This is a genomic window from Candidatus Woesearchaeota archaeon, from assembly GCA_016188115.1.
In the GTDB taxonomy this organism is placed as follows: Archaea; Nanobdellota; Nanobdellia; order Woesearchaeales; family GW2011-AR9; genus JACPIK01.
On the sequence record JACPIK010000002.1, the window covers coordinates 162,805 to 186,900 of the forward strand.

23 protein-coding genes and 1 tRNA gene are annotated in these 24,096 nt (G+C 38.6%); 9 read left to right on the forward strand and 15 right to left on the reverse strand.

The window, feature by feature from the left end:
• Positions 1 to 39: 39 nt before the first annotated feature.
• The 3 genes from HYV86_00925 to sppA form a co-directional block, all read right to left on the reverse strand.
• Entirely contained in the window at positions 40 to 3,519 is a 3,480-nt protein-coding gene (locus tag HYV86_00925) for a S8 family serine peptidase (GenBank protein MBI2572398.1), read from the reverse strand.
• A 132-nt stretch (positions 3,520 to 3,651) separates the two neighbouring features.
• Positions 3,652 to 6,768, reverse strand: coding sequence for a S8 family serine peptidase (locus HYV86_00930; GenBank protein MBI2572399.1), 3,117 nt, complete (start codon positions 6,766 to 6,768; stop codon positions 3,652 to 3,654).
• A gap of 56 nt (positions 6,769 to 6,824) precedes the next feature.
• Positions 6,825 to 7,757, reverse strand: coding sequence for a signal peptide peptidase SppA (sppA, locus tag HYV86_00935; GenBank protein ID MBI2572400.1), 933 nt, complete (start codon positions 7,755 to 7,757; stop codon positions 6,825 to 6,827).
• A 320-nt stretch (positions 7,758 to 8,077) separates the two neighbouring features.
• Here sppA and HYV86_00940 point away from each other — a divergent pair, with 320 nt between their 5' ends.
• From HYV86_00940 to HYV86_00950, 3 genes are all read left to right on the forward strand, one after another.
• Positions 8,078 to 8,911 (forward strand): hypothetical protein, encoded by an 834-nt coding sequence (locus tag HYV86_00940; GenBank protein MBI2572401.1) that lies wholly within the window; start codon positions 8,078 to 8,080, stop codon positions 8,909 to 8,911.
• A 64-nt stretch (positions 8,912 to 8,975) separates the two neighbouring features.
• Positions 8,976 to 9,091 (forward strand) — tRNA-Met (locus HYV86_00945).
• A gap of 663 nt (positions 9,092 to 9,754) precedes the next feature.
• Entirely contained in the window at positions 9,755 to 10,165 is a 411-nt protein-coding gene (locus HYV86_00950) for a hypothetical protein (protein ID MBI2572402.1), read from the forward strand.
• Here the strand turns inward: HYV86_00950 and HYV86_00955 are convergent.
• The 7 genes from HYV86_00955 to HYV86_00985 all read right to left on the reverse strand — a co-directional run bounded on the left by HYV86_00955 (position 10,155) and on the right by HYV86_00985 (position 16,084).
• The gene (locus tag HYV86_00955; GenBank protein ID MBI2572403.1) at positions 10,155 to 10,709 is read right to left on the reverse strand and encodes a uracil-DNA glycosylase; all 555 of its coding nucleotides are present in this window, start codon (positions 10,707 to 10,709) and stop codon (positions 10,155 to 10,157) included. The genes HYV86_00950 and HYV86_00955 overlap by 11 nt on opposite strands.
• A 56-nt stretch (positions 10,710 to 10,765) precedes the next feature.
• Positions 10,766 to 11,527 (reverse strand): ABC transporter permease, encoded by a 762-nt coding sequence (locus HYV86_00960; GenBank protein MBI2572404.1) that lies wholly within the window; start codon positions 11,525 to 11,527, stop codon positions 10,766 to 10,768.
• A complete protein-coding gene (locus tag HYV86_00965; GenBank protein MBI2572405.1) occupies positions 11,524 to 12,261 on the reverse strand; it encodes an ABC transporter ATP-binding protein in 738 nt (245 codons plus the stop codon). Before HYV86_00965 ends, HYV86_00960 begins: the two co-directional genes overlap by 4 nt.
• 74 nt (positions 12,262 to 12,335) lie before the next feature.
• A complete protein-coding gene (locus tag HYV86_00970; GenBank protein ID MBI2572406.1) occupies positions 12,336 to 12,755 on the reverse strand; it encodes a hypothetical protein in 420 nt (139 codons plus the stop codon).
• Between the two features lie 80 nt (positions 12,756 to 12,835).
• Positions 12,836 to 13,264 (reverse strand): archease, encoded by a 429-nt coding sequence (locus HYV86_00975; protein MBI2572407.1) that lies wholly within the window; start codon positions 13,262 to 13,264, stop codon positions 12,836 to 12,838.
• A gap of 57 nt (positions 13,265 to 13,321) precedes the next feature.
• Positions 13,322 to 14,242: an A/G-specific adenine glycosylase gene (locus tag HYV86_00980; GenBank protein ID MBI2572408.1), complete on the reverse strand. Its 921-nt coding sequence runs from the start codon at positions 14,240 to 14,242 to the stop codon at positions 13,322 to 13,324.
• Positions 14,243 to 14,290: 48 nt separating this feature from the next.
• Positions 14,291 to 16,084, reverse strand: coding sequence for a hypothetical protein (locus tag HYV86_00985; GenBank protein ID MBI2572409.1), 1,794 nt, complete (start codon positions 16,082 to 16,084; stop codon positions 14,291 to 14,293).
• Positions 16,085 to 16,207: 123 nt separating this feature from the next.
• Between HYV86_00985 and HYV86_00990 the strand changes: the two genes are divergently transcribed.
• Positions 16,208 to 16,720 (forward strand): hypothetical protein, encoded by a 513-nt coding sequence (locus HYV86_00990; GenBank protein MBI2572410.1) that lies wholly within the window; start codon positions 16,208 to 16,210, stop codon positions 16,718 to 16,720.
• Here the strand turns inward: HYV86_00990 and HYV86_00995 are convergent.
• Together HYV86_00995 and HYV86_01000 are read right to left on the reverse strand one after the other, a co-directional pair.
• Positions 16,717 to 17,805, reverse strand: a complete 1,089-nt coding sequence (locus HYV86_00995) for a ribonuclease D (GenBank protein MBI2572411.1) — start codon at positions 17,803 to 17,805, stop codon at positions 16,717 to 16,719. The two genes, HYV86_00990 and HYV86_00995, sit on opposite strands and share 4 nt — an antisense overlap.
• A gap of 40 nt (positions 17,806 to 17,845) precedes the next feature.
• Positions 17,846 to 18,709 carry a hypothetical protein gene (locus HYV86_01000; protein ID MBI2572412.1) on the reverse strand — a complete coding sequence of 288 codons (864 nt, stop codon included), beginning with the start codon at positions 18,707 to 18,709 and terminating at the stop codon, positions 17,846 to 17,848.
• A gap of 61 nt (positions 18,710 to 18,770) precedes the next feature.
• On the opposite strand from HYV86_01000, the gene HYV86_01005 reads away from it, so the two are divergent.
• The 3 genes from HYV86_01005 to HYV86_01015 all read left to right on the forward strand — a co-directional run bounded on the left by HYV86_01005 (position 18,771) and on the right by HYV86_01015 (position 20,372).
• Positions 18,771 to 19,433 carry a signal peptidase I gene (locus HYV86_01005; protein ID MBI2572413.1) on the forward strand — a complete coding sequence of 221 codons (663 nt, stop codon included), beginning with the start codon at positions 18,771 to 18,773 and terminating at the stop codon, positions 19,431 to 19,433.
• A 127-nt stretch (positions 19,434 to 19,560) separates the two neighbouring features.
• Positions 19,561 to 19,872 carry a transcription factor S gene (locus HYV86_01010; GenBank protein ID MBI2572414.1) on the forward strand — a complete coding sequence of 104 codons (312 nt, stop codon included), beginning with the start codon at positions 19,561 to 19,563 and terminating at the stop codon, positions 19,870 to 19,872.
• Positions 19,869 to 20,372, forward strand: a complete 504-nt coding sequence (locus HYV86_01015) for a hypothetical protein (GenBank protein MBI2572415.1) — start codon at positions 19,869 to 19,871, stop codon at positions 20,370 to 20,372. Before HYV86_01010 ends, HYV86_01015 begins: the two co-directional genes overlap by 4 nt.
• A gap of 318 nt (positions 20,373 to 20,690) precedes the next feature.
• Here HYV86_01015 and HYV86_01020 read toward each other — a convergent pair whose 3' ends face one another.
• Complete coding sequence (locus HYV86_01020; GenBank protein ID MBI2572416.1) at positions 20,691 to 21,383, reverse strand: hypothetical protein; 693 nt, start codon at positions 21,381 to 21,383, stop codon at positions 20,691 to 20,693.
• 118 nt (positions 21,384 to 21,501) lie between these two features.
• On the opposite strand from HYV86_01020, the gene HYV86_01025 reads away from it, so the two are divergent.
• A complete protein-coding gene (locus HYV86_01025) occupies positions 21,502 to 22,080 on the forward strand; it encodes a hypothetical protein (GenBank protein MBI2572417.1) in 579 nt (192 codons plus the stop codon).
• Positions 22,081 to 22,162: 82 nt separating this feature from the next.
• On the opposite strand, the gene HYV86_01030 is transcribed toward HYV86_01025, so the two are convergent.
• Positions 22,163 to 22,411, reverse strand: a complete 249-nt coding sequence (locus HYV86_01030) for a DNA-directed RNA polymerase (protein ID MBI2572418.1) — start codon at positions 22,409 to 22,411, stop codon at positions 22,163 to 22,165.
• A gap of 230 nt (positions 22,412 to 22,641) precedes the next feature.
• Here HYV86_01030 and HYV86_01035 point away from each other — a divergent pair, with 230 nt between their 5' ends.
• On the forward strand, positions 22,642 to 23,307 hold the full coding sequence (locus tag HYV86_01035; protein MBI2572419.1) for a hypothetical protein: 666 nt from the start codon (positions 22,642 to 22,644) through the stop codon (positions 23,305 to 23,307).
• A 16-nt stretch (positions 23,308 to 23,323) separates the two neighbouring features.
• Here HYV86_01035 and HYV86_01040 read toward each other — a convergent pair whose 3' ends face one another.
• Positions 23,324 to 24,094 (reverse strand): hypothetical protein, encoded by a 771-nt coding sequence (locus HYV86_01040; protein ID MBI2572420.1) that lies wholly within the window; start codon positions 24,092 to 24,094, stop codon positions 23,324 to 23,326.
• Between the last annotated feature and the right edge of the window lie 2 nt (positions 24,095 to 24,096).

Here is a 24,096-nt window from a genome sequence, read left to right on the forward strand (position 1 = left end):
TAGAAATCAGATTATAAAGATTATTGTTCTTGATAAATCTTATTTTCGTCTCACAAAAATCGCATAGACTAAACTTAAAATTGCAATAACTCCCCATACGATCATCAATACGATCTGTTTTGAACTTAGATTTTCCTCTTTCAAATCGCCAGTCCAATTCACTGGTCGTGCCTGTGTTTGTGTTGTTGGCGTAGCAGCAGCAGCGTCATTGGTTGCCGTAAGAGTAGGTTGCGCTTGATCTGATTTTTGTGCCTCTAAAGAAACGCATGAGTTTGAACAAGATCCTCCGCAATCAACACCAGCTTCATTCCCATTTTGAATTGTGTCAGTACATGAAATCACATTAAATGAATAGGATGAAGTTAGAGTATGTGGCACTACAGCATTATCAACAACACTAATGTTAAGAACATGAGCTCCGCTACGTAAATCAGAGAGCTGCAATGTGCAACTCATCGCTTTATTTAAAGTACTGCATCCGGCGCCATTTTGCAAATTTCCATCAAGAGCAAACGAAATCGTAGAGATTCCTGAATTATCCCTTGCATTCACTTCTATAAGTTGAACAACATCCCGCTGCAAATGAACTTCGGCAAGATACTTTGTCTCTCCTAAAGTAGGATGAGTGGTATCATTTACAATTACCACTCGGCGATCACTCAACGAGGTTGAACCATTCGATGCATTCAAAAGTAAATCATATCTCCCTGTCTTTTGATACTCATATGATCCGCTTCCATTCGCAGAAATTATCCCCTCACCAAAAGACCAGGTAGTGGTATAATTTCCAGTAAGATTAACCTGCGAACTATAACTAAGAAGACTTCCAAGCTCAATGACCGTGGCATTTGCAGGAGATAGTATTAAAGAAGCAGGGCTAACAACATCAACATAAAGCAACCCAGTGGAATTACTATTCTTTGCTAAATCAGTCGCGAAAATTTCATAATACACTCTTTTCTCTTGTTGCAATTGGGACGCATTAAACGTATATCCCTGTGCTTCTATAACAGTGTTATTGCTCCAATTCCCTGTTATATTAGTATGGAAACGTAAAGAACTCGTATTCAGATTAGTTTCGTTCACCACAAATGTAACACTAAACGCATTATTTTTATTAGCAGTAAGCAGTGATGTAACCGTAATTTGAGGGAGCATAGTATCGACTTTGAATGTTTTTTCATCTAATCCTATTTGATTACCTTCACTATCACTTGCATTAATTAGCAAAGTATAATTTCCCTCTCCTAATGGGCCAAATGATGTTCGTAGCATTCCCCTAGCCATAGATCCATTAGTATAATTCAACACAATATTTCTTGACTGATTAAACACATAATACTTTAAGTCTGCTACATCTGTAACATTAATCTCCAAAGACACATTCTGACGGTGATAACTATTATTTTCAGGTACGTGAACAACGAGAGGAATGATCGATAAATTAACCCAAACCTCGCGCTGTTCGCTTATGCTAGTTTGATTAAGTAAATCTATTCCATAGAAATGAAACTGTCTCAACCCTTCAGAAATATTGGTTAATGTAAAACTATACCAATAATGGGTATTATTATTTCCTGTGCTATTGTAAGTCATATTTGGGTAACTTTGATTTAATGAAAGCTGTTCTAAAGTTACCACAGCAAATGGCACATCGCTGCTCACATTAAATATTACCGATGATGATACTAATGTAGATGAGTTAACTGGACTTGGCGAGATCCATTCTACTGTTGGCTTTGTCGCGTTGCGAACATCTAATCGATGATATGTGCGTGATGATGCGCTATCAATAATACTCTTCCCTTTCGTTGCAAGAAGAGCCTCCAGTTGATCGGGGAGAAGTGTAATGCCGTATGCTTTTTGATAAAAGTCGCGTAACACAACACTCACTGCCGCAGCATGAGGGGTAGCCATTGACGTTCCACTCAATGATGCCCATGCTCCATTAAGAGAAGTCGACATAATTTGAGTTGCGGGAGCAACAACATCAAGAATCGTTCCTCGGTTAAACACCATTTCATTATTTGCATTAACACCACCTACTGGCGTTACATTTTGAATACAACTAGGATTTGAAATCCCATCACTCCACCCATTATTGCCTGCAGCAATAAATACAGAAATATTTCTCCCCACCGCTTTGTTAATTGAAGATGCTAATACGTCATTATTGCAATATGTTTGATAATGAACACAACTTTGTCCACCGCATCCCAAACTCATACTAATCGCGCTAATGTTATATCTCTGTGCATTACTGGTGCACCACTCTAATCCCGCAAGCACATCAGACGCATATCCTGATCCTTGGCTATCCAATGCTTTCACCGCAACCAAAGAACTATAAGGCGAAATCCCTTTATAGGTGGCATCTTGCGACGCGATAATTCCTGCTACATGTGTGCCGTGACCATGATCATCGATAGGATTAACATCATTATTAAACGTGTCCCATCCGCCCCGTACGAGAGAACAATTACTCCAATTCATCGTTGTTTGCGTTGTCCCATTAATTGCTTGATCTACATAGAATCCATATCCCGTAACTGAACTATCACTTATTAACTTCACATATATTGTATCCCCCTCAACACTTGGTGTCCAGATATCGCGCGCTGTTGATTTATAGATTGCAACAGTTTGATTTAGTCCATCATACACATAAATTCGATCTAATGTATCAACACCATTTTCAATAGGCTCAAGGGTGATATTGGAAAAATGAATTGCAATCCGATCAAAACCAGGCATCGTTACTTGCCATACCTTCTCGAGTGAATCATTGTAAGGATGTTCAGACTCAATAATTCCAGATCCGTTAACGGTGTTTCCATCAAGCTGATAAGCGACGGGACTACAACTCCCCAATGCTGCATGCGTATAATCAATACCAGTATCAATAACACATACACTTCTCATTTCACCATGTCGTGTGAGATTGGTTGAAAAATTTAACAATGTGTTTATTCCAATCATTGGCGCTGATTCATCAAGAGTTAATTCAACAGGATAATCTAATACTATTTTGGCAACATTCTCACTTTTAGTAAGTTCTACCAGTGTTATTGGATCTTTTATTTCACCTGCAATAAACGCTTGTGCTTCACTTTTCTGTGTTACAATAAACTCGGCTGCGTTGTCACTTTCTCTGCTCAATTCTTCCTGATGGTGTTGTTCTACAACCTCTGGTGATACTTCAGTATGTGAAACATCAAGAATATCAACTTCTTCTGCCAAATTCTCCAAAAATTCTTCTTGTTCCTGAAATCCTGGCTCTTCTAAAACAACAATGACTCTTGGTTGGGTTTCTCCATTTTGGATTTCTTGAACCAACGCTGCATCCATTTTTTCAGTGCTCACACGAACACCTTGTTCCAGAATCACATACCCTACAAGGTTAGAATCACCAAACTCAGTTAACTCACCATTAAAAAAAAATCCCCATCCAAACAGACCGCCAAGTGCAACAAAACCTACAAGAATAGCTACTCTGTCCCAATAAATTTCGTACTTCATCTCACCAGCTCTTTTTTTGATAGTACAATCAATACTAATAATACTAATTCTGCTCTTTTTAGGAGAATAAAGACAAAAATGCTATTTAAATGTTTGGGAGTAGTCTAGATTATACAGGTCACACTTATTTCTCTATTTTTGATCTATTCTTCTTTTTCTCAAACTATTTCTGCCAATCCCAAAGAAACACCCAGCAATAACCAACACAAAAACCACTAACACTGCCTCTTTTGTAGATGAACTCAGATCTCTATACACATTAATTGCCGCACCGACGAATGGCAAGCGATTACGATTTGAATCTTGACCAACTTCCTTGTGTTGGTCTGCACCCGCAATATTCTCGCCAACTTTTTTCTCACCCGCTACAACACTCTGTTTTCCGTTGTCATTTGACTTTGCTTTCTGTAGTCTTTCACCTTCCACTTTTGCAGGCTCTGCCGGGGTGGTCGTCGCTGCTTTCTTGGCAGGAGCTATGCCCCCTCCGCCACCTCCTCCTCCTCCTCCCCCTCCGCCAGAACTTCCACTTGAAGACGAAGTAGTAGGACAACTTGCAGTACAAGAACCGCCACAATCAACACCAGCTTCATTACCGTTTTTGGAACTGTCGCTACACGATGTAACTGTAAATGAAAGAGACGTCGCATTATCATGGCGTATACTAAAATTATCTGATGTGGTCAACGTAAATTCATACGTTCCCGTAGAAAAATTATTCAAAAACCACACGCAACTCTGCGAAGAACTATTTCCACTACACGTATTGTTAAGTGTACTCGATCCAATCACCAAACTCATATTAGATATGTTAGAATAATCTAGTACTGAAACATTGATCCATTGGTATCCATCACGCTGGATGTGAACCTGTGAATTAAATGTTTGAGAAAGAACTGTTGGGGATTTAGTATCATTCACAAAAATAGTATGCGAAGTAATATTTCCCTGTCCTGCGCCAGTTGCATTAAAAATAATAGTTTCGTTACCTGCTTTATATAACTCCAACGATACATTTTGTGTAGAAAAATTAAGTCCATGATTTGTAAAATTCCAAGTATAATTTAACACATTACTCTCAAACCCTGTTGTCGTTCCTAAAAAAGACAATACCTGTCCTAACTCTGCTACCGTGCCATTATTTGGGCTTGAAATTGTAACGGTAGGTTGACTTGAATTAATTCCCACACTCACATTTCGCTGCAGGGTATATCCTGTCACTAATCCACTCACGTTGCCGCTGACACGATAAAGATAACTCGTATTTACTAAAGGCGTAACCACTAAAGAAAAAAGTGTTGCATTATTTTGAGTTAACAGATGGTACAGGGTGGATCCATTGGTAAAAATAAGTTCTGCTGTCGCATTTGACAAAGGCTGCGAAGAGCTTACATTTAACGTGAACGTATTATTTACTACAGAATTATTTGCGGGTGTTGGTGATATAAACGTAAGAATTGGACTTATCGCACCAGAAACATTAATCCTACTAAACGTAAGATTATTTCGAGTATCGTTTATTCTGATTCCAGTTTGATTTAATGTCAAATACATCTCTGTGGGGGTAATAGTTCTACTATGAACCGTGCTCCAATAGTTAGCCATCAATAATGCTGCGCCTGCGACATGAGGCGTTGCCATAGACGTGCCGGCAAGAGCAGAAAAGGTATTATCTAAATAAGGTGCGCAAATTTTATCACCGTTCGTGCACGCTGAAGCTCCGCCAGATATTCCTCCAGGCGCAAGCAATCCTAATCGTGTACCGCTGTTACTATAACTCGCCACGGCATCTGCCTTTGTCGTTGCGCCTATAGCTGTTACATTTGTGATACACGCAGGCGAAGAGAGACCGCTAATCGTTGCTTCATTTCCCGACGCAGCAACAACCATTATACCTTCACCAACCGCACTATTGACCATCGCCGCAGTAGTAGGATACGAAGAATCACATGCGGAATTTGAATGGTAACTTGTCGTTCCCAAGCTCATGCTAATCACCGAAATATTGTACACATTTTTGTTTTGAATACACCATTCAATCGCAGCATCAATATCACTAAAATATCCGCTTCCACTCGAATCCATGGATTTCATCGCGACAACTTTTGCAGCAGGAGCAATTCCCCGATAGGTCTCATTGCGTGAAACAATAGTTCCAGACACGTGTGTTCCGTGACCATTATCATCCATTGGGTCAGCGTCATTATTTACAAAATCAAATCCCCCTGCAATGCCTGCGCATGTACTCCAATTAGCAGTGGTGTTCGTAGTGCCATTAATTATCGCATCAACATAGAAACCGTAATTGGTAATCGAACTATCTGTAACGAGTTGTATGCTCATCATTCCTCCACTCACATGTGGGGTCCAGATATTACTCAAATTTCCTTTGTATACTGCAACAGTACGATTTTGTCCATCATACACAAACACCCGATCAGATGCATCAGCAGAGCTATTTGGCGCTTCAAGGCTAATATTTACAAAATGAATTGCCATGGAAGTATAATTTTCCCGATAAATCGTAAATGTTACATTGGCATTGTTAGCATAAGGATGTGCCGACTCAATTGCCGTTGACAAATTTTCTTGCACACCAGAAGTAGTATATGTCATTGGTGAGCAAGCGCCAAATGCGTTGTGTCGATAATCAATTCCCGAATCAATAACGCAGGCTGTTTGTCCAGATCCATTTATCCCTAATCCAAGGTATGTTAGATTTTGAACGAGCCCAGCTCCAATCAATGGTCCACTGGCATTCAAAAACAGAGACACTTTTTCATCAATAATTACTTGTTGGACAAGAGAATTTTCTTCCAACGCATCAATCGCATCTTGCGTAACCACGGCACTTAGTGCGGAAATGGTCTCATATTCGTTGGTAAGCAAAAAGTCATTTCCAACTTGAAGTGTATCTTGCGAAACTAACAATTCTTCTTGCTCTAAGCTCTCAACACGATCGCTTTTACTATTAATATCTACAAGATCTCCATTTTCCTCTACGTCACTTTGTTGTACTTCTACAAGCTCTTCCAAATCATCTAATATCTCTTGTTGTTCTTGCTCAACATTACGCTGTGATTGATCTTTGAGAATAATAATTACGCGTGCGCTTCCTTCTTCTTGAACAGCATCGACAACCTCTTCGCTTACTTTTTCAACATCTGCAGAGAAAACTACTGTAAGAGAAATACACACAGCGATTATACTCAGTATAAATATAGTCGTTTTTTTCAAAATATTTACTTTCATCTTGGTCTCTTTTAATATTTTCTTAGGCTACTAGTGTGAAAAACATTTGGACTGGATTATACTTGGATCTGTGTCTGTGAAGGTGTTTGAATAAGCGCAGAACCAATTCCCTCTCCAAGATGAAATGAGAATGGCATCAAAGCAGTAGTGAGTATTTCCAGAAATCCAGGCTGACGTTGATACACTAAAAATTCTACGTTCTCTAACCCATAGGTTTGTTCTAGATGTACTTTAGCAGAATCTCTATTTCCTAATTCATCAATCAACCCATTCTGCTTTGCTTCAATGCCTAAGAAAAATTCTCCTGTTGCCAGTTGCTCTGTTTGTTCGTAAGATAGGTGCCTATTTTGCGCAACTTCCTCAATGAAAAAACGATGGATTACATCCAACTTATTCTGCAAGATATGTTCCTCTTGTGGATTTAGTTCTCGATAAGGAGTTCCCAAATCTTTATATTTTCCCGCGACAAGACGTTGGTATTCAACACCATATTTCTCCATTAACCCATCAAATTCTAAGTAAGACGAAATAACTCCTATGCTTCCGGTAATTGACATTCGGTTAGCAATGATATAATCCGTAGATGAGGCAATCCAGTATCCTCCTGACGCCCCGACTTCTCGAATAACGCTAATAACTGGTTTTTCAATGCTCTTAATTTTCGCGCTTACTTCATCAGACGCAACTGCTGATCCTCCAGGTGAGTTAATCTCCAGAACAATCGCTTTAATTGAGGAATCTTGTTCCGCTTGCTCTAGAAAGTCAATAATTTGTGTTGAAGAAGCAAAACTTTCTCCAAAATAACTTCCCTGCTGCGTAGATATGACGCCTTCAATTGGAATCAACGCTACATTTCCAGTAGGTACTGAATCAAGAGCTACAAACGCAAGAGGGATGATAAACAAAAGAGTAAATACTAACAATACAACAACCGCCAAAAGAACTTTTCGAGAACTTTTAAAATGAGTCTCTTTACCACCTTCTTTCATAAAAATCTATTCGTTTTCCAGCTATATAAACCTTTTTCTTTAGGTATTTTCTAGCTTTGTTGAAAAGTTTGGTAGCGGCATTGAGGGTCGAGCTTCTTCTTTCTAACATTAAAGACGACATGGGGGGTGCCCCATACGGGGAATGTCATTTTCACAAGAAAAAACAGCCGAATGCTCGACAGCCGCTACCTACCCGAAAAGGTAAGTTTTCAACAAAATCGTATTTGCTCATCAACTAACTCTACTAACGAAAAGCATAAGAAGAATGATTTATATCTCACTTTTGCTCATATCCTATCAAAATCGTCTCTCAAAAAAGTATGATCCCTAATACCGAACATAATTTTGAACTCTTTCTTAAAGCTGCGCAACAGGTTGCTAAGCAAGCAGGAGAACTCATTTTGTCTTATTATAACCGTGAATATCAAGTAAAGATTAAAAATAACGAAAAAGATAATATTGTAACTGAAGTCGACACCAAAACAGAACGTCTTATTGTTTCAAAACTCAAAGAACAATTCCCTCACCATTTTTTTATCTGTGAAGAAACCAAACCTCCCACAATACCCCAAGGAGCTTATGTTTGGATAATAGATCCTCTTGATGGAAGTCGAGACTTTGTCAAAAAAACTGATGATTTTGCAGTTCAAATTGGTCTTCTCAAAGAGGGGAAAGTTCTAGTGGGTGTTGTCTATCTCCCTCGACAAGACAAACTGTTCCATGCTGTTTCGGGCAGAGGAGCATATTGCAACGACCAACAGATTCATGTTTCAAGTCGAAAATTAATTCGAGAATGTCGTGCCGTTGCAAGTTCGCGAATTAAAACTGACCCTGACGCAAAAGCTCTCTATGATCTATTTCATTTTGGTAATTTGGACATTCGAGGAAGTTTCGGTCTTAAAATTGGACTTATTGCTAGTGGTATATATGATATTGTTCTCTATAAAAAAAAGAGTGTAAAAATATGGGATGTTTGCGCTCCTCTCTTAATCTTAGAAGAAGCAGGAGGAAAAGCAACTCTTTCAAATGGCTCTCCTATACCATTAAATCCTTGTATTCTTGACTATCTCTTACCCATCGTTCTCTCTAATGGAGAATGCCATCAATCAATTCTACGAATTTTGCAAAAAGCAGAAGAAAACAGCGAAGAGTAGTGCTTCGCATTTAACCCAAAGAAAACAGAACCTTTTTAAAAGAAACTCCTTCTTGCAATAGTATAGCGGGGTAGGGGAGTCAGGAGTTCCCGATGGGCTCATATACTCATTCGCGTTCGTAATTTTGAACGCAGGGCTCAAGAAACCCATAGGTCGGAGGTTCAAATCCTTCCCCCGCTACTTCTTTTCTGGGATATATACATCTCCCTCGTTTTTTACGCTTGTAGAAAATATATTCTGAAGAAGATAGTTTTTACGCTTGTGGAGAATATAGGTTGGGAAATTGTGATTTACCCCAATATTAGTAGTCTGCGAATTTAACATGTATACTATTTGCTATAAAGATTTAAAAGCAAAATTAGAACTCTTACTCTGTTTAAACATAGGAAGATTTAATGATTGAGAGAGGTATTATTTATGGAGACAGCATGTACTATTTGTAATCAGGATTTTACTGAAAATGAGATAAAAACTAGCATAACTTTCAACCAGATAGGGATGATCATAGATTACTCTAAAGCATCGTGTGTTAAATGTCTAAATGAAAAGAAAGAAAATTCAAGGTAAAGAAATAATCATTATTTGAGTAATGCCAAATTTAACAACTCACTGGGTATCTTTAGACCAATCAATACCTATTTTCCAATGAAAATAAGCTAATCTTTTAAGCTTGGGTGTTTTGGATACTGTAAACATGAAACAATATAGTCTAAAGTTCTCTATTCCCAGAGACATCGATAACTTAATAGAATAAACCAATCTGACATTTTTGTCTCACATTTTCCCAAAGAGTTATATCTTCTAAGATCTTCATACTAGTATAAATCATCACACTGTCACACTATGACATACACACTACATAACCCTATCACCGGCGATGGACTTCCCGGAAGTAATTCTGATTTACAATTTGGCAATCAGCTCTATATCATTTCAATCCAACCGCGATATAATGGATCTGCTGTAATGGGCTCTGGATATAATCCCCTAGCCCTCCCCTCTAATGCTTTATCAAATGTACCAACTGCACCCTCGTATGGAAGAATTGGAGCAACACCCCTTAATCATCCACTCACAAGAATGAATGGTCTTTCTCTTGACTCTTTAATCCCTACCGACCCTGCAGAATTACCTTTTTCTCAAGGCTCACGTCAAGGTTTGTCATCATCAAAAAACTATGTTCTTCCTGTTGCATTAATGTTTCTATATCTTAATAACAGTGGTAATAAACCTCAAAATCATTCTAAACATTAAACATTATCTTCTTCAATTTTACAAAATCTCTTTTCATTTTTACTTGAATCAAAACAGAATGTAACGCCGTTTCAGGATGATAGGTCACAAAATATTGTCTTGATTTATGTTCAATGGTTGTACCGTGTACTTCATCAAGGCTCTTCTTTCCAAGACATGAACGCAATGCAACCTCGCCTAGAAGAATGATTAATTGTGGATTCAAAAGTGTAATCTGCTGGTCTAACCATAACTTCTTGCAGGTTGTACATTCTGCAAGCGTTGGTGCTTTTGGCGTCGCAACATGACATTTCACACTATTGGTAATAAAGAGTGTAGAATAATCAACACCTATCTCTTCAAACATTTTTTTCAAAAGCGTTCCAGACTTACCCACCAATGGCAACCCCTCCCGATCCTCTTGTTCATGAGTAGCACCACCAATAACCATGATCTTTGCATTTTTTGGTCCTTCACCTGGCACCGCGAGAGTTCGACCTTTCCAGAGAGGGCATGCTGTGCAACGACGGATCTGTTCAGCAAGAGAGAAGAGTGTTTCTGGCATGATCTACAGAATAAATTCAACTTTAAATTACTTTTCAATTTTCTCTTTTCAGCTTCTTAGCTTCTGATCTTATACCCTTTTCTAAATAGATATACACTCACAACAAAGAATCCTAAAGCTAAAACCGTTGTCACCAACATCGAATAAACCAGGGGGATATCACTGGCTCCTAAAAATCCATAGCGAAATCCGTCAACAATATAGAGGATGGGATTTAATTTCATCAACGTCTGCCAAGGTTGTCCTAATGTTCCCACTGTAAAGAAAATACCACCTAAATAAGTCAGAGGAGTAATCACAAATGTGGAAAAGACGTTCATCTGATCAAAATTATTTGCCCAGAGTGCAGTAACAATTCCTGCAAAAGCAAAGAGCAGTGATGTCATAATCATAAAGAAAAGTAAAACAAAGACGCTATGGATTGTAATTGGCGTCAACAATAAACCTACAATGCCAATTCCAAGTCCTACTAACAACGCGCGAAAAAGCGCACCAATAGTCAATCCTCCAATGATCTGCCAATATGAAATTGGGGACAACAATAATTCCTGAATACTTCCATGAAATTTCTGTATAAACAAGGAAAATGAAGTTGCCATATATGCGCTCATAATCACGCCCATCATCAATAAGCCCGGTACAATAAACGATAGATATGGTACGCCATGGATCGGTGGCATATGCGACCCCACCGCAGTTCCAAAAATAACGATAAATAATGATGAAGTAAGAATCGGAGGAATAACTGATTGTGTCCAAATTCGCAGCACGCGAACTACTTCTTTACGCACCAATGTCCAAAATGGAATCAAATTCATTGCGGACCACCTCGCGTATGTTTAAGAAACACTTCTTCAAGCGTTGCATTCTCGCCATGCTCTTTAAGCAAATTTTGTTTTGTATCTAATTTGATAATTTTACCATGATTAATAATCGCAATACGCTGACACAATTCTTCAGCTTCCTCAAGATAATGTGTTGTAAGTAAGATTGTGGTCCCCTGTTTGTTTAACTTTTTCAAATATTCCCACAAAGCTTTTCGCGTTTCAATATCAACGCCTGCCGTAGGCTCATCTAAAATTAAAATTCGTGGTTTATGCATTAATGCTCGAGCAATCATGACCTTGCGTTTCATTCCGCCAGAAAGAGTTCTCATTGGAGCATTTCGCTTGTCTTTAAGATCTAACTGTACCAACAATTCCTCAATACGTTTTACTCGTTCTGCTTTAGGCATACCAAAATACCCTGCATTAAAATCAAGCACATTGTATACTTTTTCAAAGATGTCGAAATTAAATTCTTGGGGTACAAGACCAATAAGGGTACGTGCTTCTTTGTATTCTTTTTCTACATCCTTTCCAAATAGATGGCAATCTCCTGATGTTTTAGTAGTCAGACCAGTAAGAATGCCAATAGTCGTAGTTTTACCCGCGCCATTAGGACCAAGCAACCCAAAGAATTCTCCCTCTTTAATGTCAAGAGAGATACCGTGAAGGGCAACACTGTTTGGATACTTTTTGGTTAGATTGTGAATCAAGATTGCGGAAGGCATGTGGATATTAAAGAAACAATGTATTAAATAACTTATGGTCAGAATTAAAGAGAAAGAAGAAAAAGAACCTAGTTTTAAAAATTAATTACTCTTCCTAAATCATAACCTGTGTCTCGTAGAGGAAGTTTCTGATCCGGCATTACAGGAGTTAATCTTGTTTCACCATAAGAAGAACTACCAATTAAGTTCCGAACGCCATCTCTCGATCTTTCCCAAGGGGTTCGTAAAGCATCATTAAATCTATCAAGATCACGTTGAAGAACTTTCATTCTTACTTCATTAAGATCATACACATTACCATGACTATCAAGCACTTGACCTGGTTGAAGTTCTTGACCCCATGGAAGATTTGCATGCATCCACCCACTTGTGGTTCTGGTAGGAATATAAAGTGATAATCTAGGATTGATAACACCCATCTGTGCTGCTCGTTCTAACAACTCTTCCCCACCACACATTGGCATTCTGCCACCATACGCAACAATTGAAATCATGGTTTCCTCCTCATCTATCAAAAGAGTCAGATAATATCTATTTTAAAAACATTATGTGGGAAAAATAAAAACAGAGAATTCTAAATATCCACCAGCACTTGGGCTTTCCAATAATTATCTTGCTTGAATACTTCAAACATATGTCGTGTAATTGCTTTGATATCTACTTTAGGATCATGGCGAGTGTGATCAATTTTTTCACCATGCGCCCAACACAATAAACTATATTTTCCCTCTTTTTCTTCAATGGTGATCTCAAATTTGCTAAATACTAATTGTTGATAATCTTTAAAGAACACTAAATCATCCAAAAAATCATAGAGTAAATTACTTACGGTTTTATCTTCCCCTACAATCTTAATTTTTGTTTTACGATGCACCATCTCTACATCAACCATCGTCTCCTCAACCGCCAAAGCACACTGTTCAAAGAGTTGCGGCAACGTTTCTGCTTTTGCCACAAAGAAGACGTCAGCTGTATGATCCAGAAATTTATGAAACGGCTCCATACTACCCTCCAGCCAGAACCCATTTATATGTTTGTCGGCAGTGGAGAAGGGAAATATCTAAAGCGTAAATATAATCATATTTTTTTCTTGACTAAAATGAAACAATCCCTCTTTTTGTAACTTGGAACAAAGTATCAACAACCACTCTTCTTCCTCTTTTTTATAATCTTTCTTTACTGCCTTTCCCAACTCGTTAATTTCAATCTTCTGTCCCTCGTTTTTGCGTACCCATTCTACAATTCGACCACGAAAAATCCGATTGGGAATAAACTTACCTATCTCCCACACGCCCTGCTCTACTTTCTTTTCACGTACTTGCAACACCTTTACTGAATCTTTTTCGTACAACGGAAAAAACCTACACTCCTGACGCAACGGACAAGATGAACACACTGGATTCTTACGCATACACACTAACGAACCAAAATCCATCAACGCATTGTGAAACATGCTACTCTTTCCAAAAGGGATCTCCTTCTTAGCCAAATCAAACAATTTCTTTTCACCAGTCTTATCTAGTGGCTCTCCTTGATCTTTCCCTTCAAAGTAACGTAAAAAAATACGACGCACATTTACATCAATCGCCGGTTCTTCCTGATTAAATGCAAACGAAAGCACTGCACCAGTAGTATATGGTCCCATACCTGGTAATTTTATCAACGCCTCACGCACGCGAGGAATATTTCTTTCATACTTATTGACCACATCAACCGCAAATTTCTGCAACAATAACGCACGTCGATTATATCCTAATCCACTCCAAGCTTGAATCACCTCTGCTTTAGAGGCTTTCGCTAGTGCTTCGAGTGTGGGAAACAAACCTAAGAATTCTTTATACTTCTCAATCACGCGTGGCACTTGCGTCTGCTGCAACATGATTTCTGAGACCAACACTTGGTAGGGTGTGGGATTATGCCGCCAAGGAAGATCTCGTTTGTGGAGGGAGTACCAGATGAGGAGCTCGTGAGAAAAATTCATAAATTTGTAAGAATAAAACATCTATAAAAAATGTGCTATAATCTATCTTCATACACTATACATTGCTGCAATCTGAGCAATTGTTCCTAAATCAGTTGTTGATTTTTTGTCACGTCGCACTCGTTCTGCAAAACAATTTGTGATATGTAAGCTTTCTCCACGTTCTGGATCAAATCCGATTGCGTATGAACAGGTATTATATTTTAAGTCAAAGACTTTAGCTTCCAAAACAATAGGTTCATCAGTAGAGACTAGTAATGTCGGCTTCGGTAATGCAGCAGATTTATCTTTAACATCTGACCACCTATCAAAATACTTCTTAATAATCCCAAACTTAGTACTATCTTGTTCTTCAAATCGATAGAGAGAACTAAATAATTCTCTATGTTCGTAAATAAAACTCTCCGTTTTACCGCTTGACTTTTTTGTCCCTTTTTGACCACTATCAAAGTCAGCCTTTTCTTTTTTGTATGTATCGTAAAGTTTGAGTAAATCCTGTCCACGAGGCAAACTATCAAAGAATGTATCTACATCAAATCCTGCAATACGTCCTCCCAATGCATCTGAAAGTATCCGTTGTCCATGCTCAAGGTATACATCTTTTAATTTGACCAGAGAACCCTCTAGACTAATTCGTGAAGACAATAGTTCCATTAATTCTGCACGTAGAGTATCTAATCTTGTTCTTTGATCATCATTTTTAATCTGGCGTCCTTCGCTATCAAGATTAACTTTGAAAGCAGGAACATATCGTCCTAATGTAGGATCATAGAGACCTAGCAATGCTCCTGCAAGAGTGTCTTCTTGAAGTTCAGTTTCATTTTCTCGAAGATATACTCCTAATACTACTGCATCCACCGTTTCATAATTTTTGATTTTGATAGTTCTAGCAAATAATCCTGTTTCATCACCTTCAAGATGTTGTGCTACACAAACTCCTTCAAGTTTATCTGATTCAGCACGTCGAACATACGCAAGCAATGTACTTTTATCTCTAATCCGCTGCCGTTCAACCACACGTGCGTTAAGAGCGTGATCAGTAAGATACTCCTCTAGCCTATCGAGCAGTTGACTAACCCGTCGATAATCTTTTGGTAAGTGTGATAATGATTCTAATGATGCGAGTTGTGCTTCTCTTGATTCATTCCAAGTTTCTGGATCCGCAATTGCAAATAGGCTATGAAACGAAAGAGTAACCTCAAAATCAGACTTAGGATTTCCATCAACAAACATTGTTGCTTGAGAAAAATACTGTTCTAGAAGAGCATCTTCGACCCCTTTGCTTCCTTTTCGTGGCCAATACGTTGCTCCTGGGAGCCGAGCTTGGATGCGATTAAAACCTGCAAGATGGGTATGTTGCCGATTGATAAGTTCTGCATCACCAATCATGACAGGAAGCTGTTCTAAAGTATTATGCAATTCTGGAAAAAGACGAAGATCATAGGGAGTAAATTGTCGTGTTACAGCAGTAATATTGGGATGTGTAAACCCCTCGTGGGGACCGACATGTAATTGCATGCGAAATCCATTTTCCTTTACCGATGCAGTCGTCCAGACTCGTTGGCCATGATGAGAAAGTTGAATGGCTTGAGGTTTAGCAATAAATGTTGGATTAAGACAGGCAATAATTCTTCCTAACTCTGGCGTCTTACCCCCAACATAGACTTCCTGTTGATATTGAGCAAAATTGCGAATAGCATCATCAGGATCATTTTGACCAAACTCCTCAACATAGCGTCCGAGCTCTGTACGTAGAAGTCTTTCAGGCAGGCTATCGCCTAAACCATCAAACATTAATGTTTCAATACGAGCTCGTTGCTCATCAGGCATAAAATGACCCATAAATTACTTGGTGAGATGGTTATTTAAGAAGATTTCGCGGACCCCTACAATAAATGTAATCACTAATAAATGTAATCACTTTAGAGGGATAAATTTATAGCTAGTTAGTATTATTATCATGTCATGACTCATCCGTTAGATCATATTACCTCAAAACTAGCTCAAAATCCCTATCAAGCACGTGTTCATAATTGTGTGTCAATTGACGAACCAGCGTTACCTGCAGCAAAAGTATACCGGGTTTTTCCCGAAGGCGGGCGTAGAGGGTCAATTATCGATCTTGATCCCGTATTAGAAATTCTCGAACCTGTTTATCAAATAGATCCTGAAGATCCTTCTCACCTTGGTGTAGTTTCTCTTAATGGGTCTCAATTAGATGATATGTTCGTTACCACTATGAACTGGGATATACGTGGTCAATATCCCTCAGTTGGAGAGATTACCGTGGGAAAATATAATCACAGACAACATCAAATAGATTTTCTACCTACTTCAGAACCCTGTCTTTACGATGCATCTCTCTTCGGATGGGAAGCTGCAAAATGGTTTCAATTCTTACAATCAGCAAGAACAGGAAAAGATCTTGAACAATATCTAAATGATAAATATACTGGACCTTTGCCAATCCCTCGCTAAAACTCCACAACTTTCTCCTTCCTCAACAACTCTCGTTGCCACTCTCGCACATGATCCAAAGACTGTGACACTACAGCTTCTCGAATATCATCTGTGCCAATCAATAAATAAGCTTTCATCCCCAGTTTCTCTGCAAGCGAATTACGTCGTTGTGTTATTACATCAATTTGATGTTTTTGTTCTTCTGTTAATGCTAACCGAACCGTTTTAGCACACGCAGTATTAGCAGAACATTCACCAAGAGCTAATTTCACGCGTGATGCAAAGATTTCCGCATCCGTATGGACCATGGGATGAACCCCTCGTACACTTCTCCAGAATTCGACAGTGGTTTGAGGATTCTGCGCTAATTCAATAAGTATTCCATTAGCGAAAATCATGAATGGGGGCCTATCCATCTTTTGCGCTAATCGTTTTCTCTCTTCAAAAAGAACACGCGCCACAGCACGATTAACCGGTGGCAAACGCTTGACGCCACTTACATCATCATATTCTTGTTCTTGATAATTTAATTCTTGAGTAGCATGATAACGGCACTCTTGTTCGACCCATTCCAATCTTGCTTTTACTTTTAATTCCGCAATCAATCGCCTCTTTAACTCCAATAAATGCGCTGCATCAGTAATTGCATAGGACAACATATCATCCTTTAAAGGTCGTCGTGTCCAATCCACCCGTTGATACTTACGATCTTTCTCAATTCCAAAATATTCTCCTAACAATGACCCCAATCCACATTGTTCTTTTCCTAAAAAGAAACAGGCTAGTTGCGTGTCAAAGAATGGTTCGAGTTGACATCGAAACTGTGAGTTCAAAATCCGCACATCAAAACTGATGTCATGCAAGACTTTAAGCACGTTTTTATTCCTAAATACATCCAGCAGTGGGGAGATATCGCCCACTAAAAGCACATCCACAATCCAATGCTTCGTGCCAGTAGAAAGCTGAATCAACGAGATATAAGTGCCATAATGATGTAGATTATTCTCACATTCAAGATCAAGTGCCAGTTCAGACAGATTTTCCCATTCTTTCGCAGCCGCTTTGAGTTGCTCATGTGTGGTGATATACGTAAAAGGTAACATTCTGTATCCTATTTAGAAAGCTTCTATAAAAAGATTGGGCTTATTTATTCTTCACCACCACATACACAATCTCGCCGTCATACTTCAACACATCAAAAGTATATCCCAATCGATTGCACAAATACTCAACCCAACCACGACGTGGCGCAGTCATTTCCTTGCCACTCATGGTCTTGGTGGCAAAACTCAACACAATAAAGCGTGTCGGGACTGCCTTCAACACTTCTTCTGTCATTTTATGTCCTTTGCCTTTGTCAAGATGATCCGTGACTTTGAACATGAAACAGACATCAGATTTTGGCAGGTGTCTTACGCCCTCAACATTGGAAATATCTAAAATCTGCGCACGAGCATTAATTTCAGGATATAATTTTGCAATACGACTAAAAAAATAATCCAACACCGCGATCTCCTGTTTGCTAACATCATATGCATAATATCGAACGTCAGAGAGTCCCATCAATGGTAATGACAACGGATTCAACCCACATCCCAAATCAATAATAGAACGAGGATCACCTGTAATTCTAAACACATCTTGATACAACTGTTGATAAAACTCTAATCTCTCTTTTGTAGAATGATGAAGGGATAATAATTCCACCAACGCTTTCTTTCCATACTTACTCGCAAAGTACCTCTCTACGTCTTCTTTTGTAACATTTCCCTGTGTACGAAACAATCCATAGACTCGTCGCAATGAAGCCCTCACATCTTTAATAATAATCTTTGTCACAGAACTCTTCTCATTGAATGGCTTTGAAACAAATTCTTTCAAGAACGCCGGATTCTTACGAAAATATTCTTCAACAGTATTCAATACAAACGCCTGATCAAGACCACGCAATTCTTTCTTTTGAATAATGGCTTCAATCAATGGTGTTGCATGCGTGGAAGGAATCACACCATCACTAACTCCAACACTCTATAAAAACCTTTTTAAACGCCATCTGCTTCATAGGTCTATGAAAAAACCAGCTACCAAACCAACCTCAACCTGGGGTAAAATGTGGTACTTCTTGTGGCATGATGATTCGTTGGCCAGCTGGTTGGTAAACATTGTTCTTGCCTTTCTTCTCATCCGCTTTGTCTTCTACCCTTTATTAGGCGTCGTTCTCGGAACGCCTTTTCCTATCGTTGCGGTCGTAAGTGAGAGTATGGAACATGGTCTTCATAATGGCGTGTTATGCGGAGAATCATTCTCTGATTTCAAAGAGTCATTTGATAACTATTGGGACACCTGTGGCAGTTGGTATGTCCAAAATAACATCAGCAAAGAACAATTCGAAACATTCCCTCTCGCCTCTGGTTTTAACAAAGGGGATGTTATCCTCTTATGGCGAGCGAATCAAAACAACCTCAAAGTGGGCGATGTCCTCGTCTTTCAAGCAAATAAAGCTCAGCCAATTATACATCGTGTCGTTAAAGTTTGGCAAGAAGACACAACGCAATATTACCAAACTAAAGGGGATCATAATAGTAATAGTATCACTGGCGGAATTGGTGAAGATAAAATAAACTCCCAGCGAATATACGGGAAAGGCGTGGTTAGAATCCCTTATTTAGGGTGGGTGAAAATTCTTTTTGTCAACGCATTACGTCCTTTTGGCATCATTATCGAACGGTAGATTTTTCTGTTAAGATGTTGTATAATCTCATTAAATTGAAGTAAAATTCTCTGTTTTCGTTATATTCTAAATAGATAAAATATTTAAAGGAAGTTCGTCCCTGTTAGTTTTATGAAAGGTGATTATTATGTTCTGTGAGAAATGCGGTTCAATTCTTCGTATAAAAGACAAAAGCGGTAAAAAAGTGCTCTATTGTTCATGTGGCTTCACTAAAAATATTGGCGATGAACAGGCAACAGTAACAGAACAAGTTGAATCTGCAAAACGAGTAGAAGTTATTGAAAAAGTAGAAACAAACCCCAAAATTCGTATTAAATGCGAAAAGTGCGATAATACTACTGCGTATTATTGGACCCAACAGACTAGGGGCGCTGATGAACCAGAGACACGCTTCTTTAGATGTACTAAATGTAATCATACTTGGAGGGAATATGCGTGAACACTCCTCAAGAACTTGTTGAAGAGCTTGCAAACGATCCTCTCTACTTAAAATGGGTCAAAAATAATCCTAAAGCATTTCTTTCTCATTTTTTTAGCCCTATTGATTCGTTACTTCAACAAAAAGACGGTTGGGAAGTTGGTTACTATGAACCCCTTACTGATCGTATTACTGTATTTAAAGCTCTCGACAAAGGCGGATTTGAAATTCGTGCACCAGCAGAAGTGTTTAAACAACCCAATAGCACAGTCGAACAATTAGATCTTAAAGAAGTTCAATGCTCTTTTGATGACGCCTGCACTGTTGCCCGCGTTCAGTTCTCATCACTTTATCCTAAAGAAAAGTGCGGTGATGGTTTTGTCATACTGCAACATACTGATCAATTACCTCTCTGGAACTTTAATCTTATTAGTCATTCATTAAAATTTCTTAATGTCAAACTTAATGCGCAGACGTCTCAACTTGCGTCTCATCAAGCAGTAGAGCTAGTACAAAAATAAATTGTACTCTTTCTTTTTCTCCTTCTCTGGTCTTTCTTCCTCTATTCTATCTGAATTTGATCTTGTTTTTATCTTGTTTTTATCTTTAATCACTTGGGCTCTCTCTCTCTCTCTTCTAAAAAGTCTATTTCCATATCCCCTCTTCAACAATTCAATTTCAAAAAATAGTCTCAAATACAAAAAATTCAACAATACTTTCTCAATGCTACATTCTTGACGTACTATGTTCAACGTCAACAGTCTTTATATACCACTCAACCTCAACAAGAAGTAGATAGATGTGGTGAAAAAGGGGTGATGGATGTTCCCTTTTTCACACTATTTTTCTCCAATTAATCTCGCAACAGTTTGATAAATTTCTTGATGTATCTCATCAATTGAACGCACAGCCTCCTCTTTACTGCACTTAATCACGTTCCACTTTTCCTGTGTGTCATGCTGTGCAGCAAACAGAAATCCTCTTTCTGCATTGCGTAAATGTTCAATATCTTCTTCATGAATATCTTTACTCTTTCCTTGCAAGTATGCCCGTGGGGACTTTTTCTCTACTAATTTTTGTCCAATTTCAGGAGGCATGTGAAGAAATAATGTTGCTGTGGGCTTTGGAATACCCAGAATAGTATACTCGGTATGGTTAAGCCAATCTAAAAATTCTTTTCGCTGCTGATCCGTTGTTAATTTTCCTAATTGGTGCCCTTTGCTCGCAGAAACATAACGATTTGCAATCAATATTTTTCCTTGAATAAGCGCATCTTGCATACGTTTTTTTGCAGAAAAGCGATCAAGCGCATAGAAAAGTGAAGCCTGTTGAGCAGTAATTTCTTGAGAAGATCCTAATTCTCCACGTAAATATTTTTCGACAGGAACGGCAGACCACGTTCCATACTGGGGAAAATCCACCATCTCTACTTGATGACCTTCTTGTTGCAATCTTTCAACAAGCATTTTTGTCTGCGTTCCCTTCCCTGAACCATCTAACCCATCAAGAACAATAAACACTCCTTTTTTCATACATGATCAATATTTGTACTAGATAAAAAGATTATGGTTGTGTTCTTCCTTAAATCCTGTAAACATAGTGTCAACCCTATCTATATCTTTAAAATAATCTCCATTTTTTGTAACATTTATGCATATCACTCGATATAACCTCCACTCTGTGCTCGAAGCATACGCAGCAGGCAATCAACCAAAAACTATCACTTTCCCCCACAATCGAGAAGAGTATGAGTCAGGCAGATATTCTTTCATTTTCCCTGCACCTAGTCGTTATCAAGCCCAAGTAGCTTTATTTGAATATGACCTACGACGTGCGGGAGCTGATCGTCGTCTTACTCATTTTTTCAATTTTGTTGAAAGTAACAATCCTCAGAACGAACCAAATAGATTTGTCGGTGTCTTTAAAGGAATTTTCTCCTGTCAAGTTCAAGATGAAGAGCGTCGTTTGGTTCAAAAAGAATTAGGGATGTTTTCTATGATCTATAAACACATGTTGCGTGAACATGATCAACAAATCCATTTCGAAGCTACTGCTTCTTTAGAAGGGGAGTTGCAACGTGTTGAAAGTATCCTTTTGATGGGAAGAACGCAGCGAACATTCAGAGATGATCCTGACGGTAAAGAACGAAAATGGGTTATAGGCCAACTTAAAGCAAATTCATCCCTGCCACTCTATGATTCTAATTCGCCATTCACATGGTTACAATAAAATGAGTTCCTTTTCAATAAGAATAATGTAAGAAAATAATAAAAAAATAAACTATAAAACTCAGTAAAGAGAAATGTGAATCCTAGAATCCTTTTTTCTTACTGTAGCACTCACGGCAAAAGACTGGTTTTCCTTCCATAGGTTTGAAAGGTACTTTACAAGCTGTGCCACATTCAGAACAGGTAGCTTCGTGCATTTCACGAGGACCACCAAAATCTTTCTTAAAGCCGCCACCGCCGCCTTGTCCACCACGGAATCCGCCTCCTTCACTACGAAAGCCTCCTCCTCCATTTCCTCCTCTAAAACCGCCGCCTTGGTTAAAATTTCCCATTTTATTCCTCCTAACTCATACAAGAAGACAAATAGACTTCTTTTATGCTAGAGCTCTAGAACTGCCCATTCTTTATAAATTCTTGTTTTTTTATGAGGGAAAGTTACTTATTCGCAATGTTTGCTGGTCATTGAAAAATCATCATTATGCAGATTGCACGCAGGAGGAAGTGAAGAAAAATCAGATGAAAAAGCACAAACATTCTTAAAAAATTTCCATAAAAAGCACTCATGGAAGATGTCCAGGCAGCATGGAAGCCAATTCAAGCAGTGGAGTATCGGGGCATGACTTTGGCATATGGGGGTACCATGAGTCGCTTCAGACCAGTAGGAGGCAAGCACTTCTTTTTCTTTGAAGGGGAATATGATGGATGGAAAACGATACCCATCACCGCTCGTGATCTTGTAGCACCTGCTGGATTTGCGAATTTTGAAGGATACCCTCAACAAGCAGTTTCTATTGCTCTCAATCCTAACCCCGACGCACAATATCTTGAAGTGGGAGCTGGTTTAGGGGAATGGGTATATCGACTTGCAATGTCTGGCAAATGTAAACATCGACCGATTGTCATTGATCCAGTAGACTACCATGTTCTTGCTCATCTCATTGAAGAAATGGTAAAATACATAGAAGGGAATCATCGTTCTGAATTAATTGAACTCCAGAATCGTGTCCATGTTTATGCAGACCCCAATTTAGTCGATCATCGTAAAATGACTCTCCAAGAAGCATTTGAGAAAGGCGGTCTTGCTAGTTGTATCGATGTCGTAGTTGATAATTATGGGCCTAGCTACTGGCACAAATGGGATGGTTGCAGCCCTTTAGCTATGGAAAAATCTTTTCTACGACAAGAGGGAATATTAATCTATAGCGAAGGAAACAAACAAAGAATTTAACAAAAAAACAAAACAATTACATTCCATTATTCACAGCTTTGATAAACGCATACATATACGTTGCCAACTCAATCATTCTAAAGTTAAGAGTATACGCTTTATCCACACTTTCCTGAATCTGCAAAATATTATTTGTGATGGCATTATGACGGGCCATATGTTCTGCAGGAATTCTTCTCTTCAACTCACTAAAATCAATTTTTTTGAGTTCCTCTTCAAGCGTGTAGTGAAAGAAGTATCCTCGTTGAATACTTTCCAGAAGTCCTTGTAACATCGTTACTTGTCCTTCATGAATAATATCGTTAGAACGAAAACTAAAATCAGAATTACGCAACAATTTTGCAAATAATGAATTCACTTTAGCATTAGCAGCCATTTTCTCTTCTTGAGTACGCAACCGTGGCAATGAATTCAAAACAGCAGTAAACTCTTTGACAAACTCATCATGACCTTGAGCTAACTCCCATGAAAATGCAAGATTTGCAACCAGTGGTGTAGGAACACTACGCATTGATACTACTGTACGCTGTAAGTTAATTGGTTCAAACGTTTCATCATTGAGTGCTAGAACCCCTTCAACCATCTGTGCCGTAGGTTCACATAGGGGGATTCCTTTTTCAATTACAGCAAGTTCTGCATCTTGAACACGAAAGCGCGCAAAGTAATCTGACATTGCCTGTTCATTAAACGGAAAACGAAATTTCTGTTTAATATCACGCACAATATCAATGCTCTCATTCTCAACAGTTCGTCGTCCTAAATCGCCGAGTTTATGTGTGTACAACATTG